The organism is Siccirubricoccus deserti (genome assembly GCF_014283215.1).
In the GTDB taxonomy this organism is placed as follows: Bacteria; Pseudomonadota; Alphaproteobacteria; order Acetobacterales; family Acetobacteraceae; genus Siccirubricoccus; species Siccirubricoccus deserti.
The window spans coordinates 107,675-123,633 of the sequence record NZ_JACOMF010000013.1 but is presented as its reverse complement, the minus strand read 5'-3'; the positions used below and the strand labels follow the sequence as shown (position 1 = coordinate 123,633).

The following is a 15,959-nucleotide window of genomic DNA, read 5'->3' as shown; positions in this document are numbered from 1 at the left end:
CGAGTAGTGGCTGCCATAGGCAGGCAGTGCCGTCCGCCCCACCGCAAGCGCCTCACCGGCCACCCGCAGCGCCGACTTCGAAAGCGTCCGCATCGACCACCTCCGGACCGCTCATCCCAAGATAGCCGCCCAAAGTACCCAGCCAAGCCAGGGTTTCAACAGAGCACGTTCATGTCTGAACGCTGCTCCGCTGTAGCCTGTTGTTTGCAGTGCGGGTTCACGCTTCGGGCATTCAAGCCCCTCCGCGATCCGCTCCAATCGGCGCTTCGGGTGGGCACGCCTAAACCCAGGTCGGGACCGGGGAGACGCCTGTCCCACCGGCAAGGGCTCTGGGACAGCACCCCGATTCGCGAACACCTGGGGTCCGAACCGATGAACGGCAGAACGCCGGCGTCGTCCTTGCCCCGCCGCTCTTGCGGTCACCGCCCCTCGATACTGATTGGCTTTTGCGGCCAATCCACCGGTGGCGCCGGCGCCGTCCCTGCCGCGAGCGTGCCGCGCAGCAAGGGGTGGCGCCGGAGCATCGGTCTAGCCCGGCAGCTTGCTCTGCTTCACGCCCATGCCGCGCATGAAGCGGTCGCGGATCTGCACCGGGTCGCGTTCGGTCTGGCCCGCCGGCCCCTGGGCGTCGAGCTTCAGGCCGATGAGGTGCGGACCGTCGGTCTCGAGGCAGCGCTGCACCAGCCGCTCGAAATCCTCCTCATCCGCCGCCCAGGCGGCGCTGGTGAGGCCGCAGCCGCGCGCCACCGCGACATAATCCGTGCCAACCGCGGCCGGGGTCGGCTGGCCGCCGGTGATCTGATAGGTGCCGTTGTCCATCACCAGGATGATGAGGTTCTTCGGCGCCTGCGCCGCGACGGTGGAAAGACAGCCAAGCTGCATCAGCAGCGAGCCGTCGCCCTCCAACGCGAAGACCTTCCGCCGCGGCTGCGCGATCGCCACGCCGAGGGCGATGGGAATGGCCAGCCCCATGCTGCCGAGCATGTAGAAATTCTGCGGCCGGTGGCCGGCGGTGAAGAGGTCGAAATTGCTGTGGCCGATGCCGCCGATGACCGCCTCGTCGTTCTTGAGCCGGGCGACCAGGCGCTTCACCAGGTCGAAGCGGTACATCTTCTTCGCGTTATGCGCGGTGGTGACGGACATGGCTCAGCCCCCCGCCTTCACGGGAGAGGCCTTGCCCCCGGTCAGCAACGGCGAGAGAATCATCGCCGTCGGCTGCTGCGTCATCAGCGCCTGGCGGATGGTGCGGTCCACCTGAAAGCCGCATTCGTCGAGCCGGGTGATCACCTGATACTCCATCGCCAGGGACTCCAGCGCCGGGCGCATCGTGCGCCACACCGCCGCCTGGCCCAGGTTGAACTCGCCAAGGGTGCCGCGCTCGCTGATCATCATCAGCACCGGGATGTGGAAGGCGCAGGGCAGGCTGGCCAGGACGTTCGGCAAGGTGGCGAAGCCGCTGGTCTGCATCAGCACCATGCCGCGCATCCCGGCCATCACGCCGCCGGCGACGATGCCGACCGCCTCTTCCTCACGCGCCGTGGTGAAGGCGGTGAAGAAGGGGTCGGCGTGGATCGCGGCGATCAGCGGTTTCAGGACATTGTCGGGCACATAGGGGATGAGGCGAATGTCATTCGCCTTCAACGCCTCCACGACGATCTCGTGCCACGCCTGCATAGTCAGAAGCTCCTACTACTCGACCGCAATCCTGGCCTGCCGGATCACTTCGCGCCAGAGGGGGACCTCCCGCGCAACCCGGGCCTTGAGGCCGTCCGGCCCTTCCGGCAGGGTGAGGATGCCGCCGGTGCGGTACTTCTGCTGCACGTCCGGCTTGCTCAGCACCTGCAGCACCGCCTCGCCGAGCTTCGTCACGATCGGCGCCGGGGTCGCCGCCGGCGCATAGAGCGCGTTGAAGGTCTCGGACACCGCATCCTTGATCCCGAGTTCGCCGAGGGTCGGCACATCCGGCAGGTCCGGGCTGCGTTGCGCCCCGGTCTGCGCCAGCGCCTTGATCTGGCCGTTGCGCACGGCGATCTCGACCTGCCCGCCCTGGCTGGCGATCAGCACCTCGGTGGTGCCGGACAGGATCGCCTGCACCGCCGGGCCGGCGCCGAGGAAGGGGATGTGCTGCAGCGGCGCGCCGGTGCGCAGCTTCAGCACCTCGCCGGCCAGGTGCGGCGTGGTGCCGATGCCAGGGCTGGCGTAGTTGAAGCGGTCCGGCTGCGCCTTTGCCGCGGCGACCAGCTCCGCCAGGGTGTTGATGCCGAGGTCGGTGCGAACGCAGACCAGGTTGGGCGAGGCACCGAGGGTGCCGATATAGGCGAAGTCGCGGAACGGGTCGTAGGGCGCGTTGCGGTAGAGGCTGGCGTTCACCACGAAGACGCTGCTGGCAACCAGCAGGGTGTAGCCATCGGCGGCGGCGCGGGCGACGTAGCCGATGCCGATGTTGCCGCCGGCGCCGGGCCGATTCTCGATCACCACCGGCTTGCCGAGTTGTTCGGCGATGCCGGGGCCGATGATGCGGGCGGAGACATCGGTGGAGCCGCCCGGCGGGAAGCAGACGACGATGGTGATGTTGCGTTCGGGCCAGGAGCCCTGCGCGCGTGCTGCCGGAATCCCGAGCATGGCCGTCGCCGAAAGCACACCACGCCGGCCGAGGCGGCCATCCCTATCCTGTAGCACTACCGATTTCCTCCATTCTGTCGGCCCCTGCATGGCCGTGCGGGATTGTCATTACGGTACATTAGGATGGAATGAAATAATCCCGCGGCCACGCCCGGCCCTGCGGGCGTGGTGGTTGCGCGCTGCGACGCCGCTGCGTTCAGGCGGCGGCGGGCGTTTCCTCGGGCGGGTAGTTCAGCTCCACCGCGACGCCATCCGGGTCGTAGATGAAAAGCTGGGTCTGCCGGTCGCGCGGGATCACCCGTTCCTCATGCCTGATGCCGCGCTGTGCCAGCCGCGCCTTCATCTCCGCGAGGCCGGTGCAGGAGAAGGCGATGTGGTCGAGCAGCCCGGTCGGCCCGGCTTCCCGCGGCAGATGCGCATCGCGCTCGCGCGGTCCGATCAGGTGTACGGTCGGGTTGTCGCCGATGTAGAGCCAGTAGCCGGGAAAGCCGAGCGGCGGCCGGTAGCCTTCCACCAGCCCGAGCACGTCGACGTAGAATTCCTTGGTCCGCTCCAGATCGGCCGGGCGGATCGTGTAGTGGTTCAGGCCTTCGAGTGCCATTCTCAGATTTCCCTCTGCTGGGCGCCGCCGGGTCGGCCCGCAGGCCCCGCCGGATGCGCCATCCGTCCTCAATGCAAACCCCGCCGGGGATGCGTCATCCCGGCGGAGCACTCTCTCACAACGGCATGAAACCCTGACGGGCTGTTCCGGCTAGAAGAACCGGCCGGCCGGGTTCATGCCGAGGAAATGCTGGCCGCACATCTCGAGATGCGCGGTCCGCCCCTGCACTTGCTGGGCCGAGGCGTGGATGTCGCGCATCCGCCGCTCGAACGGGCTGTTGTCGAAGATCGCGGTGGCGCCGGCCTCGTGGTAGGCCCACTCGGCGACCTCCTTCGCCCGGTGGATCGCCGAGGTGGTGGCAAGCCGGATCATCGCCCGCTCATGCATGGTGATGTGGCCGCGGGCGGTGGCGACCTCATGCGCCTCGTCCAGCACCTCGACCAGCCAGGCCCCGGCGGAGCGCAGCTTGGCCTCACACTGGGCGATGCCGTTCTGGATCACCTCGCTTTCGCGCATCGGCTTGGTCATCGCCGCCGCGGTCTTGCCGCGGGCCATGGCGACGAAGGCGTCGAGCATGCCGCGGGCGATGCCGAGTGACACGCCCGCGAAGCCCGAAGCGTAGAGGTTGGTGGTGGTGAACTGATAGAGCGGGGCCTGCACCCGGCGCTCCTCGTCGACATCCCGGGTGACGCTGTAGGCCTCCGGCACGAAGACATCGGTGATGGTGTAGGTGTCGCTGTTGGTGCCGCAGAGGCCGACGACATTCCATTCATCGTGCCAATGCGGCACGTCGCGCCGCACCATCATGGTGCGCTCGAACACCGCGCCATCCTTGTCGAGGCGGATCGAGCCGTCCGGCTCCTCGATGCGGCAGTGGCCGCCGACCCATGTGGCGTGGCGGTTGCCGCTGGCGAAGCGCCAGGTGCCGCTGACCCGGTAGCCGCCGGGCACCACCTTGGCGACGCCCTGGCCGAAGCCCCAGGCGACCACGGCGCGCGGGTCGCCCCAGATGTCCCAGGCGGCTTCCGGCGCCATGTAGGCGGCGGCGAAGGAACAGCCCGAGGCCTGGCACAGGCACCAGCCGGTCGAGCCATCGGCGGCGGCGATCACTTCCTGCATGCGGAAGAAGGTGGCGGGGGTCACCTGCTCGCCATTGTATGCACGGGGCAGCAGGGTGCGGAACAGGGCGGCGCCATGCAGCGCGTCCAGCACCTCGGGGGTCAGCGCCTTGCTCTGCTCGATACGCTGGGAGGCGGCCTCGATGACGGGGGCGATGGCGCGGGCGCGGGCCACCGGATCGGTCCGGGTGCGGGAGAGCTCGGTCACATCCAGTGCGGCGCTCATGCTTCGGCTGGCCTTCCCTCGGTGGTCCGGTGTTTGGTCGATTGACCAAATCTCTCCTTCGGGGCGGCATGCTGTCAAGCGGGCTGTCGTGCCGCCGGTGTCAAAGCGCCGCGGCCGACGCTATATCCCGTCCCGCAAGGAGCCCAGCCCGCCCACCATGACCGTGACCGAGACGCCGCGGCCCGAGGCCGCCCCCAGCGTGCGAGACCGCATCCTGGACGTGGCCCAGGGCCTGTTCTCAGAACAGGGCTATGCCGCCACCTCCACCCGCGCCATCGCCCAGGCGGCCGGGGTCAACCTGGCGCAGCTGCACTATCATTACGGGGCCAAGCGCGACCTGTTCAAGGCGGCCTACCTGCGCGGCGCGGTGCAGGTGACCGACGCCCGCGCCCGGGCGCTGGCGGCGCTGCGGGCGGAGCATGGCACGGCGCCGATCCCGCTGGAGGCGCTGGTGCGCAGCTTCGTCACCCCCTTCATGCTCAACGGCCAGACCCCCGAGGGCCGCGCCACCATGCGCATGCACGCCCGGCTGCATACCGAGCCGGACGACATCGCCAAGGAGGTGCTGAGCACCGTCTACGACGATACCACCCTGGCCTATCTCGCGGAGTTCCGCCGGGTGCTGCCGCACCTCGACCATGCGACGTTGTGCTGGCGGGTGTATTTCGCCATGGGCGCCTACCGCTACACGCTATTGCGCACCGGCCGGCTGGAGATGATGTCGGGCGGGGTGTGCGACAGCGCCGATTTCGAGCGGGCGGTGGACGAGATCGTGCCGTTCCTGTGCGCCGGGCTGTCGGCGGGGTAAGGGGGTTGCTCGGCCCAGGGGGGCAAGCGGCCGCGGTCAGCCGGCCATCAGTTCCAGCACCGCCCGGGCGAACGCCTCCGGCGCCTCCTGCGGCACGTTATGCCCAGTGCGGGGGATCACCCGCCGCTCATAGGGCCCGGTGAAATGCCTGCCATGCCCGGCCGAGGCCGCGACAGGCCCGACCCCATCGGTCTCCCCATGCAGATTCAGGCTTGGCACGGGGATCGGCGGGCGCGCCGCCAGCGCTGCCTCGATCTCCTCCAGCGCCGGGTCGCCCGCGGCATAACCGAAGCGGTGGCGGTAGGATTGGATGACCACCGGGACGAAATCCGGGTTGTCGAAGACGCTGGCGCTGGCCTGGAAGGTGGCCTCGTCGAAGGCCCAGTCGGGCGACCACAGCCGCCAGAGCAGCCGGGCGATGCCCTGGCGGTCAGCCTCCAGCCCGGCCCGGCCGCGCTCGGTATGGAAATAATATTGGTACCACCAGCGGTGTTCCTGCTCGGCCGGGGCCGGCCGGGTAGCGGCGGCGATGTCCTGGATGTTGTAGCCAGTGCAGGTCACGAGGCCGGCGGCCCGCTCCGGCCATAGTGCCGCCACCACGCAGGCTGCCCTCCCGCCCCAGTCATAGCCGGCAAGGACCGCGCGGGGGATTGCCAGCGCATCGAGCAAATCCAGCAGGTCGCGTCCCAGCGCCGCCTGCTGGCCGGAGCGCGGGGTGGCCGCCGAAAGGAACCGGGTCGGCCCGTAGCCACGAAGGTAGGGCACCAGGCAGCGCTGCCCGGCCGCCGTCAGCCGCGCCACCACCGCATCATAGCCCCGCGGTGCATAGGGGAAGCCGTGCAGCAGCACCGCCGGCAGGCCGTCCGGCGGGCCGGAGTCCTCATAGGCGATCTCGAGCGTGGGGGTGCGGAGGGTGCGGAGCATGCTGCGATTATGGCCGCGGTTGGCCACGCGAGCGAGGGGTGGCATGCTGGGCCGATGCGCCGCCGCACCCTTACCGCCCTGCTGGGCCTGGCCTTCACCATGCCTGCCACCGCCCAGACCGGGCCTCAGCCGACCTTGCCGGAGGAGCCTCTCGTCATCGTCACCCGCGACGGCAAGCGGCACGAATTCCGGGTGGAGATGGCGCTGTCGCCCGACCAGCAGATGGTCGGGCTGATGTTCCGCCCCTCGGTCGCCGCCGATGGGGGGATGCTGTTCGACTGGGGCGCGCCGCGCGAGAGCAGCATGTGGATGCGCAACACCATCACCTCGCTCGACATGCTGTTCATTGCCGCCGATGGCCGCATCCACCGCATCGCCGAGCGGACCGTGCCCTATTCCCTGGTGCCGATCGACAGCCGCGGCCCGGTGCGGGCGACGCTGGAACTGGCGGCGGGAACGGCGGAGCGGCTCGGCCTCCGGGTCGGCGACCGGGTGTTGCAGCGGATCTTCGGCAACGCGCCCTGAGCCGGCGGGCAGCAATTCAACGCGTTGGGTGGTTCCAACCGGCGCGCGCCCAGTCTAGGTTGCCGACGTCGGGGCGTGGCGCAGTCTGGTAGCGCATCTGCTTTGGGAGCAGAGGGTCGCTGGTTCGAATCCAGTCGCCCCGATTCTGGATCAGGGATTTCTCATGGCTGGCCCGAAGCAGACCGCCCGTATCTATGTCCCGCCGCGCTCGGCGATGCAGTCCGGCAAGGGCCGGCAATCCGGCTGGGTCCTGGAATTCGAGCCGGGCGAGCGGCAGAGGCTGGACCCGCTGATGGGATGGTCCGGCTCGGGCGATACGCGCGGCCAGGTGCGGCTGCACTTCCCGACACGGGAGGAGGCGGTGGCCTATGCCGAGGCCAACGCCCTGGCCTATGAGGTGGAGGAGCCGAAGCCGGTGCGGATCAAGGCCAAGGTCTACGCCGATAATTTTCGCTTCGGTCGTTCCGAGAACTGGACCCACTGACCCCTTTGCGCCCGTAGCTCAGCTGGATAGAGCACGCGCCTTCTAAGCGTGAGGCCGCAGGTTCGAATCCTGCCGGGCGCGCCATTTGAATGGGCCGGCTGGTGCCGGAGGAGGCCATCGTCGCCCGCGCGGCCCGTGCGGTGCGGAAGCATGGCACCGAAGCGGTTCCGGCCCTGCCATCTACGCCCGGAACCGCTCAGGTCGGTGTTCAACCGGGCGAATGGCCCATCTCGGGCAGCCATGTCCAGGATGATTGGCCTCAGGGTCCGCCATCCATCCCAGTTCCGCGCAACGCAGGCGCAGCCTCGCCACGACGCCTGCACGAACGGCGGCCTCGCGGCCGCGCGGGGTGCTCAGCTGAAGATGAAGTCGCTGAAACCCAGGGAGGTGATGCCTGCGAGGAAGATCTCCCCGTGATCGGCGGCTTGCCCGGCAAGGCCACCATAGCTGAGGGTGACGCCGCCTTCGGTTGCGGTCCAGGTGATCTCCCGGCCGGAGATGCCGCGGAATTCCAGACGGTCGACTCCCTGCTGGAAGTCGTCGATCTGGTCATGGCCATCGGCCCGACAGAAAATGAAGGTATCGGCGCCGCTGCCACCTTGCAGGATGTCGTCTCCCTTGCCTCCGCGCAGGCGGTCATTGCCTGTACCGCCACTGATCGTGTCGTCGCCGGCCCCACCGATCATGGCGTCGTTGCCGCCGGTGCCCATGAGGATGTCGTTGCTCGTCGTTCCGATGAAGGTCGGCAATGGATTTAACCTTGAGTTGCTTTTCTCCATTTGCCAGATCGGGTTTCAGCTTCACAAAGCACGAACAGGTGATTCCCGAGACGCATCATCACGCAAGGCGGAATAAGTTCAGCGCTCAAAATAAACCGTAAATTATGCAGTGAAAATTCGTTTTGAGGTTCCTGCTGGATAGGCCGAATTTGGTACAAAAGGATCGTTGCCGGCGGAGTATTCGTCGCCGGAATACTACGGTTCCTTGGCGATACCGTTGATCTTTCGAATGCCAACATGGTGGCGCTGCGGTGCGATGGACCGGCGGGCCGGCGGTCGCAGGGACCGTATCCGCCTGGGTATGGACCGCCGGCAAGATGCGCAAGGCAACGCCGTCGCTCGCCGCCTCAAACGATGCAGGCCACGAGGCGGATGAGGCGTGACTGAGCCTCCGAACGTACCGGTACGTGTGTGGAGATCGAGGCTCAGACCCGCTCCAGTGCCCGGTGCGGCGGCGGCGGCAGGGTCAGGCCAATGGCATCGCCCGGCCGCACCAGACCGCCCTCAAGCACCACGCCCATGATCCCGGCCTTTCGCACCAGCCGCCCCGCCGCATCCCGTCCCAGCACCGCCGCGAGCAGCCCGGGCCGGAAACGCTCGATCTGGGCGCAGGGGTTGCGCAGCCCGGTCACCTCCACCAGCGCCGTACGCCCCAGCTGCAGCCGCGCGCCGACCGGCAGGGAGAGCAGGTCGATCCCCTCGGTCGTCACATTCTCCCCGAGCGCACCCGGCGCCACGGCGAAGCCCTGCATCGCCAGCTCGGCGAAGAGCTCCGCCTGGATCAGGTGCACCTGCCGCAGATTGAGCTGGCTCGGGTCGGCGGCGACGCGGGAGCGGTGCTGTACCGTCACCCTAGCATGGGCATCGCCCTCGACGCCAAGGCCCGCCAGCAGGGTGATCGTCGTCGCCAGCGGCTTCGAGAAGCGATGCCCGCCATCCCGCGCCACCGCGATCACAAGGGCCTGGCGCGGCCGGTTCATGGTGCGGGGCTCGGCCCCGCCGCGATCGGGCGCGATGGCCATCAGCCGCGGATCACGCTGCGGATGGCGAAGCTCGATTGGATGCGGGCGACGCCGGGCATGCGGCTCAGCGCCTCCTTGTGGAGGCGCTCGTAGTCGGCGGCGTCGCGCGCCTCGACCCGCAGCAGGTAATCGGCGATGCCGGTCATCAGATAGCACTCCCGCACCTCGGGGCAGCGCCGCACCGCTGCCTCGAACCGCCGCAGATGATCGTCGGTCTGGCGTTCCAGGGTGATCTGCACGATCACCACCACGCCATCCCGCTGCGGCGCCTCCTCCAGCACCACCGTATAGCCGCGGATCACCCCGCGATGCTCCAGCAGCCGGAGCCGGCGCAGGCAGGCGGAGGGTGAGAGCCCCACCGCTGCGGCCAGGGCGGCATTGCTCATCCGTGCATCGGTGCGGAGCAGGCGGAGGATGGCGCGATCGGTGTCATCCAGCGTGGGCATGCAATTTCCTGCGAAATCTTCGATGATCATGCCACAATTTGGGCCATATGGGCAGTAATTGCGAAGGATCAGCGGGAAATTTGCAGGCTCTGCGGCCTAGCTTCAGCTGGAACGAAGGAGGCGGCGATGCGGGTTCTGATCCTCGGCAGTGGCGTGGTTGGCGTCACCAGCGCCTGGTACCTGGCCCGCGCCGGCCATGAGGTGACGGTGCTGGACCGCCAGCCGGCCGCCGGCATGGAAACCAGCTTTGCCAATGCCGGCCAGGTCTCGCCGGGCTATTCCGCCCCATGGGCCGGCCCAGGCATCCCGATCAAGGCGCTGAAATGGCTGATGATGCGTCATCGGCCGTTCGTCTTCTGGCCGCAACTCGATCATGGTCTGTACCGGTGGCTCGGCCAGATGCTGGCGAATTGCACCACCGCAGCCTATGGCGTGAACAAGGGCCGGATGGTTCGCCTCGCCGAGTACAGCCGCGACGTGCTGCGCGACCTCAGGGCAGACACCGGCATCGCCTATGACGAACGGGCGAAGGGTACGCTGCAGCTCTTCCGCACCCAGAAGCAGATTGACGCCGTCGGCAGCGACACCGCGGTGCTGGACGGCTTCAAGGTGCCCTATGAGCTGCTTGATCCGGCCGGCTGCATCGCCGCCGAGCCAGCGCTTGGCCTGGTGCCGGGCAAGTATGTCGGCGGGCTGCGGCTGCCAGGCGACGAGACCGGCGACGCCCATGTCTTCACCCAGCGGTTGGCGGCGCTGGCTGCCGCCGCCGGGGTGGCGTTCCGCCACGGCGTCACCATTCGCGGGCTGGAGACCGAGGCGGGCGAGGTCAGCGGCGTCGTCACCGACCAGGGGCACTTCACCGCTGACCGCTACGTGGTCGCCATGGGCAGCTACTCCCCGGCCCTGCTGCGGCCGCTCGGCGTGCATCTGCCGGTCTATCCGGTGAAGGGCTATTCGCTGACCCTGCCGATCACCGATGCGGCGGCGGCGCCGGTCTCGACCGTGATGGACGAGACCTACAAGGTCGCCATCACCCGGCTTGGCGACCGCATCCGGGTCGGCGGCACGGCGGAGCTGGCCGGCTTCTCGCTCCGCCTGCGCGGCCCGCGGCGGGACACTCTGGCGCATTCGGTCGGCGACCTCTTCCCGCGCGGCGGCGACCTGGCCCGGGCCAGCTTCTGGACCGGCCTCCGGCCGATGACGCCGGATGGCACGCCGGTGGTCGGGCCGACCCGCTATCGCAACCTGCTGCTGAACACCGGCCATGGCACCCTCGGCTGGACCATGGCCTGCGGCAGCGGCCGGCTGCTGGCCGATCTGGTCACCGGCCGGGCGCCGGAAATCGATCACGCGGACCTCGCGCTCTCACGTTACGCCGCGGCGTAACGCTGCCTCCCGCGAGCCGCCAACTCGGCGGCCACGCAGGAGGGCATGGCCACGGAATACCGCACGCCCGGCTGCAGCGGCATCAATGTCAGACGGCCGCCGCTGAAACCGCTGACGGCGTAGCTGGGGAAGGCGCTGCCTTCCCCGGACTCCATCCGCCAGGGGGCAAGCGCCCCCTGGACCGGCCTGAGTTCAAGAACTCAAAATCTCCAAAGGCGCTTCGGTCTTCGCCAGAGGGAGCGCGAGTGGGACGGCGTCCCTCTCGTCACCCCGCAGCCGCGGCGATTGCCAGGAAATCCGCCGCCACCAGGCTGGCGCCGCCCACCAGCGCGCCATCCACATGCGGCAGCGCCAGGATCGCCTTCGCATTGCCGGGCTTCACCGAGCCGCCGTAGAGGATCCGCAACCCGCCGCCCGGCGCACCGAACTGCGCCGTGAGATTGGCACGGATCGCCGCATGGATGGCGGCGATCTCCGCCTCGGTCGGCGTCCGGCCGGTGCCGATCGCCCAGACCGGCTCATAGGCGACCACTCCTCCGGCGGCGGCGAAGCCCTCCGGCAGGCTGCCGTCGAGCTGGCCTGTCACCACCGCCTCCGCCTTGCCGGCCAGCCGCTGGGCCTCGCTCTCGCCGACGCAGACGATGGGAGTGAGGCCGGCAGCCAGCGCCGCCTCCGCCTTGGCGCGCACCGCCGCATCGGTCTCGCCGTGATCCGCCCGGCGCTCGGAATGGCCGAGGATGACATGGGTGGCGCCGACATCCCGCAGCATCACCGCCGCAACATCGCCGGTATGCGCGCCCTTCGCCGCGGCATGGCAATCCTGGCCGCCGACGGCGACACCCTTGCCCAGCAGCGCCGCCGCGGTTGGCTGGATATAGGGAAACGGCGGGCAGACCAGCAGCTCCGCCGCGGGTCCGGCCGTCGCGGCGCCGGCGCTCACCGCCTCGGCCAGGGCGGCCGAGTCGAGCAGGCTGCCGTGCATCTTCCAATTGCCGGCGATCAGCGGGCGCACGCCTGGTGTCACGGAAACCCTCCTGTTTCGTTGCGGCCCGCGCTGCAAGCCATGGCGCAGGCCGGCATTCCGCTACCGAGGGTAACACGGTTTGGCAACCTGCCCCCGCTCCGCTATGGACCGCGGGGCAACCCCGCACGGACCACGATGCTCACTGCCCTCCGCCGCATGGCCGGCACCTGGTTGGCGAAGCTGCTCTTCGTCCTGCTGATCGCCTCCTTCGCTGTCTGGGGCATCGGCGATGCCGTGCGCGATTTCGGCCGTGACGATTCGGTGGCGCGGGTCGGCGACCAGGCGATCACCCTCGACGACGCGCAGGCGTCGGTGCGGCGGGAGATGCAGCGCCTCGCCCGGCAGCTCGGCGCGCAATTCGAGAATGACCCGCGCATCCGCCGTGCCGTCACCGAACAGGCGATCGAGCAGCTGGTACTCGACCGCGTGGTGCGCGGCGAGACGCAGCGACTGAACCTTACCGTACCGGACGCGGCGGTGCGCGAGTTCATCTTCGGCATCCAGGGCTTCCGCGGCATGGACGGCCAGTTCAGCCGCCCGGTGTTCGAGAATTTCCTGCGCAGCAACGACCTGACTGAAGCCGGCTTCCTTGCCCTGGTGCGGGCCGACCTGGCGCGCCAGCAGGTGGCGCAGGCGGTGCGCGCCGGCGCCGCCGCGCCGGACGCGCTGGTCAGGCCGCTGCTGCGCTGGCAGGGCGAGCAGCGCGCGGCGACCGTGGTCTCGCTGGCCGTCGCCGACGCGCCGGAGCCGCCGGCGCCCGAGGAGGCGCAGCTTCGCCGCTACCATGAGAACAACCCGGAACGCTTCTCCACGCCCGAACTGCGCGACGCCAGCGTGGCGGTGCTGACCGCCGAGCTGCTGTCGCGCGAGGTGGAGGTCACCGACCAGGAGATCGCCGCCGCCTATGAGGCGCGCCGCGGCCAGTTCGAGACGGCGGAGCACCGCAGCATCCACCAGGTGCTGGTGCCCGACGAGGCCAAGGCGCGGGCGATCGCGGAGGCCTGGAAGGGCGGCGCCGATTTCGCCGCCATCACCGCCCAGGCGGACGAGGCCGGCGGCCAGGCGGTGGACCTCGGCAGCCTCGACCGCGCGGGCCTGCCGCTGCCCGAACTCGCCGAGGCTGCCTTCGGCGTGGCCGAGGGCGGTGTCACCGACCCAGTGCAGAGCCCCTTCGGCTGGCATGTGCTGAAGGTGGAGAAGATCGAGCCTGGCCATGCCCGAACCCTGGCCGAGGTGCGTGACACGCTGCGCCACGAGCTGGCGCAGGAGAAGGCCGCCGACCTGGCCTTCGATCGCGCGAACAAGGTGGAGGATGCGCTGGCCGGCGGCGCCACGCTGGCCGAGGCGGCGCAGCGCTTCAACCTCGGCTTCGCCGCCATCCGCACCGATGCCACCGGGCATGACGCCGAGGGCCAGGAGGTGGCCTTGCCGGTGATCGAAGCGTCCCGCCAGCCGCTGCTGCGTGCCATCTTCACCGCCGAGCGCGGTGCCGCCCCCCGCCTCGCCGAGACCGAGGCCGGCTTCGTCGCGGTCACCATCAACGAGGTGGTGCCACCGGCCCTGAAGCCCTTCGAGGCGGTGGAGCCGGCGGTGCGCGAGGCCTTCATCGCGGAGGCGAAGCGCCGGGTGCAGGAGGAGCGCGCCGCGGCGCTGCTGGCCGCGACCCGCGGAGGCAAGCCGCTGGCCGAGGCAGCGCGCGAGGCCGGGCTCGGCTTCCGGGAGGTGGGCGCGCTGCGGCGCGACCAGCGCCAGGACGCGCCGGTGCCGCCGGAGCTGCTGGCGCCGTTGTTCGAGTTGAAGCTGAACGAGACGACCATGGTGCCGACCCGCACTGGCTTCACCGTTGCCCAGCTCACCGAGGTGACCCCGGCCGACCCGGACGCTGATGCGGCGGCGATGGCCCGCATCCGCGGCGAGACGGCGCAGGCGATGGCGAATGACCTCGAGATGCAGTTCATGACGGCGCTGCGGGCCCGCTCGAATGTGCGGATCAACCCGCGGCTGGTGGACCAGCTCGCGCAGCCCTAATTCAGGTTCATGCTGGCCCTGCACGGTCAGCCTGAACCTGCCCCGGCGGCCTCTGGCGCTCGCGCGCTGAAGCCATCCCAGCCTATGCTCGATCGAGCAGGTCCCCGCCGGGCGATCCCGCCCCTACGCGGCCTGCCCAAGGACAGGAGTCCCCACCGATGCCGTTCCCCGATTTCGCCAGCTTCAGCGCAGGTCTTGCCGCCGGGCAGGGCCAGGTGCTGTGGCGGGAGCGGGTGGCGGATCTGGACACGCCGGTCGGCGCCTTCCTCAAGCTGGCGGCCGGCAAGCCCAACGCCTTCCTGCTGGAAAGCGTCGAGGGCGGCTCCGCCCGCGGCCGCTACTCCGCCATCGGCATGGAGCCCGACCTGATCTGGCGCTGCCGCGACGGCGCGGCGGAGATCAACCGCCACGCCCTCGCCGCGCCGCATGCCTTCGAACCGGCGGGCGAGCCGGCACTGGACAGCCTTCGGGCGCTGCTCGCCGCCAATCTTCTGCCGCTGCCGGCGGGGCTGCCGCCGATCGCCACCGGGCTGTTCGGCTACCTTGGCTACGACATGGTCCGGCTGATGGAGCGGCTGCCGGCGAAGAACGCCGATGTGCTCGGTATTCCCGATGCGGTCCTGGTGCGCCCGACCCTGGTCGCGGTGTTCGACCATGTGCGCGATGCGCTGTCGCTGTTCACCACGGTATGGCCGCAACCCGGTCTCGACATGCAGGCCGCCTGGGATGCGGCGCAGGCTAGGCTGGATGAGGCGGAGGCGGCGCTCGACCGTCCCCTGCCCCGCCCCGCCGCGCCGGTCAGCCTGCCGCGCCCGCCGGAGCCCAGCAGCAATTTCACCGAGGCGGGCTTCATCGCCGCGGTGGAGCGCGCCAAGGAATACATCCGCGCCGGCGACTGCTTCCAGATCGTGCCAAGTCAGCGCTTCTCGGCGCCCTTCGCCCTGCCGCCCTTCGCGCTGTATCGCGCGCTGCGGCGGATCAACCCGGCGCCCTTCCTGTTCTTCTTCGACTTCGCCAGCTTCGCCGCGGTCGGCGCCAGCCCGGAGATCCTGGTGCGGCTACGCGATGGCGAGGTGACCATCCGCCCACTCGCCGGCACCCGCCGCCGCGGCACGACGCCGGAGGAGGACAAGGCGCTTGAGATCGAGCTGCTCGCCGACCCCAAGGAGCGGGCGGAGCATCTGATGCTGCTCGATCTCGGCCGCAACGACGTCGGCCGGGTCTCGGCCATCGGCAGCGTCAAGGTCACCTCACAGTTCCAGATCGAGCGCTATTCGCAGGTGATGCACATCGGCTCCGAGGTGAAAGGCAGGCTGCGCCCCGGCCTCTCAGCGCTGGAGGCGCTGGCCGGCGGCTTCCCCGCAGGCACGCTGACCGGCGCGCCCAAGGTACGGGCGATGCAGATCATCGAGGAGCTGGAGCCCTCCCGCCGCGGCATCTACGCCGGCGGCTTCGGCTATTTCGGCGCTGACGGCGGCATGGACACCTGCATCGGCCTGCGCATGGCGCTGGTGAAGGATGGGGTGATGCATGTGCAGGCCGGCGCCGGGGTGGTGGCCGACAGCAACCCGCAGGCGGAGTACGAGGAAACCAGGCAGAAGGCGCGCGCGCTGTTCCGCGCGGCGGAGGAGGCGGTGCGCTTCGCCGCGGGGCGGAAGCAGGGCGCGGCGTGACCGCGAAGGCGGGTTGCGTTCACCTCTGAACCCGGTCCGCGGGCGCCACCGATCCGCCGCTGCCGGCGGAGAAGGCGCGGCTGGCGCAGGCGCTGCGCTGGGGCAGCCGCCCGAGGCCTTGCCGGCCAACCGGCACGGCTGCGGCGCCGCCGGGTGACGCTACGCCAGCTCGACTGGATGGAGCGGGGGCTGTCCTGTCGGCGCTGACTGCCCGGCGCGCGGCTTTCGACCATGCGGAGGATGGCCGCGCCGCCTGATCCGGGCGAAACTGCCTCCATCGGAGGACACAGCAT

16 protein-coding genes and 2 tRNA genes are annotated in these 15,959 nt (G+C 69.8%); 8 read left to right on the top strand and 10 right to left on the bottom strand.

All coding sequences use genetic code 11. The features are described 5' to 3' along the window. Nucleotides 1-528: 528 nt before the first annotated feature. The 5 genes from H7965_RS13180 to H7965_RS13160 form a co-directional block, all read right to left on the bottom strand. Nucleotides 529-1,143 carry a thiamine pyrophosphate-dependent enzyme gene (locus H7965_RS13180; protein ID WP_186771040.1) on the bottom strand — a complete coding sequence of 205 codons (615 nt, stop codon included), beginning with the start codon at nt 1,141-1,143 and terminating at the stop codon, nt 529-531. Between the two features lie 3 nt (nt 1,144-1,146). After that, on the bottom strand, nt 1,147-1,674 hold the full coding sequence (locus H7965_RS13175) for a thiamine pyrophosphate-binding protein (RefSeq protein WP_186771039.1): 528 nt from the start codon (nt 1,672-1,674) through the stop codon (nt 1,147-1,149). 15 nt (nt 1,675-1,689) lie between these two features. Next, entirely contained in the window at nt 1,690-2,679 is a 990-nt protein-coding gene (locus H7965_RS13170) for a Bug family tripartite tricarboxylate transporter substrate binding protein (protein ID WP_186771038.1), read from the bottom strand. Between the two features lie 139 nt (nt 2,680-2,818). Then, the gene (locus tag H7965_RS13165) at nt 2,819-3,223 is read right to left on the bottom strand and encodes a VOC family protein (RefSeq protein WP_186771037.1); all 405 of its coding nucleotides are present in this window, start codon (nt 3,221-3,223) and stop codon (nt 2,819-2,821) included. Nucleotides 3,224-3,373: 150 nt separating this feature from the next. Then, the gene (locus H7965_RS13160; RefSeq protein WP_186771036.1) at nt 3,374-4,567 is read right to left on the bottom strand and encodes an acyl-CoA dehydrogenase family protein; all 1,194 of its coding nucleotides are present in this window, start codon (nt 4,565-4,567) and stop codon (nt 3,374-3,376) included. Nucleotides 4,568-4,724: 157 nt separating this feature from the next. Between H7965_RS13160 and H7965_RS13155 the strand changes: the two genes are divergently transcribed. Then, complete coding sequence (locus H7965_RS13155; RefSeq protein ID WP_186771035.1) at nt 4,725-5,375, top strand: TetR/AcrR family transcriptional regulator; 651 nt, start codon at nt 4,725-4,727, stop codon at nt 5,373-5,375. Between the two features lie 36 nt (nt 5,376-5,411). Here the strand turns inward: H7965_RS13155 and H7965_RS13150 are convergent, their stop codons facing one another. Beyond that, the gene (locus H7965_RS13150; RefSeq protein ID WP_186771034.1) at nt 5,412-6,299 is read right to left on the bottom strand and encodes an alpha/beta fold hydrolase; all 888 of its coding nucleotides are present in this window, start codon (nt 6,297-6,299) and stop codon (nt 5,412-5,414) included. A gap of 54 nt (nt 6,300-6,353) precedes the next feature. Here H7965_RS13150 and H7965_RS13145 point away from each other — a divergent pair, with 54 nt between their 5' ends. From H7965_RS13145 to H7965_RS13130, 4 genes are all read left to right on the top strand, one after another. Continuing rightward, nucleotides 6,354-6,824, top strand: coding sequence for a DUF192 domain-containing protein (locus H7965_RS13145; RefSeq protein ID WP_186771033.1), 471 nt, complete (start codon nt 6,354-6,356; stop codon nt 6,822-6,824). Nucleotides 6,825-6,893: 69 nt separating this feature from the next. After that, a tRNA-Pro gene (locus tag H7965_RS13140) sits at nt 6,894-6,967 on the top strand. Between the two features lie 20 nt (nt 6,968-6,987). Next, the gene (locus H7965_RS13135; protein WP_186771032.1) at nt 6,988-7,308 is read left to right on the top strand and encodes an ETC complex I subunit; all 321 of its coding nucleotides are present in this window, start codon (nt 6,988-6,990) and stop codon (nt 7,306-7,308) included. Between the two features lie 7 nt (nt 7,309-7,315). Continuing rightward, nucleotides 7,316-7,392: transfer RNA gene (locus tag H7965_RS13130), tRNA-Arg, on the top strand. A 269-nt stretch (nt 7,393-7,661) separates the two neighbouring features. On the opposite strand, the gene H7965_RS13125 is transcribed toward H7965_RS13130, so the two are convergent. The 3 genes from H7965_RS13125 to H7965_RS13115 form a co-directional block, all read right to left on the bottom strand. Beyond that, complete coding sequence (locus tag H7965_RS13125) at nt 7,662-8,057, bottom strand: calcium-binding protein (protein WP_222440596.1); 396 nt, start codon at nt 8,055-8,057, stop codon at nt 7,662-7,664. A 455-nt stretch (nt 8,058-8,512) separates the two neighbouring features. Then, on the bottom strand, nt 8,513-9,109 hold the full coding sequence (locus tag H7965_RS13120; RefSeq protein WP_229682609.1) for an MOSC domain-containing protein: 597 nt from the start codon (nt 9,107-9,109) through the stop codon (nt 8,513-8,515). Beyond that, nucleotides 9,109-9,555 (bottom strand): Lrp/AsnC family transcriptional regulator, encoded by a 447-nt coding sequence (locus H7965_RS13115; RefSeq protein ID WP_186771030.1) that lies wholly within the window; start codon nt 9,553-9,555, stop codon nt 9,109-9,111. The genes H7965_RS13120 and H7965_RS13115 overlap by 1 nt, the downstream gene beginning before the upstream one ends. Nucleotides 9,556-9,681: 126 nt before the next feature. On the opposite strand from H7965_RS13115, the gene H7965_RS13110 reads away from it, so the two are divergent. Then, entirely contained in the window at nt 9,682-10,941 is a 1,260-nt protein-coding gene (locus tag H7965_RS13110) for a D-amino acid dehydrogenase (protein WP_186771029.1), read from the top strand. Between the two features lie 265 nt (nt 10,942-11,206). Here the strand turns inward: H7965_RS13110 and tpiA are convergent, their stop codons facing one another. Then, complete coding sequence (tpiA, locus tag H7965_RS13105) at nt 11,207-11,953, bottom strand: triose-phosphate isomerase (protein WP_186771045.1); 747 nt, start codon at nt 11,951-11,953, stop codon at nt 11,207-11,209. 147 nt (nt 11,954-12,100) lie between these two features. Between tpiA and H7965_RS13100 the strand changes: the two genes are divergently transcribed. Further along, complete coding sequence (locus H7965_RS13100) at nt 12,101-13,993, top strand: peptidyl-prolyl cis-trans isomerase (protein WP_186771028.1); 1,893 nt, start codon at nt 12,101-12,103, stop codon at nt 13,991-13,993. A 158-nt stretch (nt 13,994-14,151) separates the two neighbouring features. Then, nucleotides 14,152-15,666: an anthranilate synthase component I gene (gene trpE / locus H7965_RS13095; protein WP_186771027.1), complete on the top strand. Its 1,515-nt coding sequence runs from the start codon at nt 14,152-14,154 to the stop codon at nt 15,664-15,666. Nucleotides 15,667-15,959: the final 293 nt, after the last annotated feature.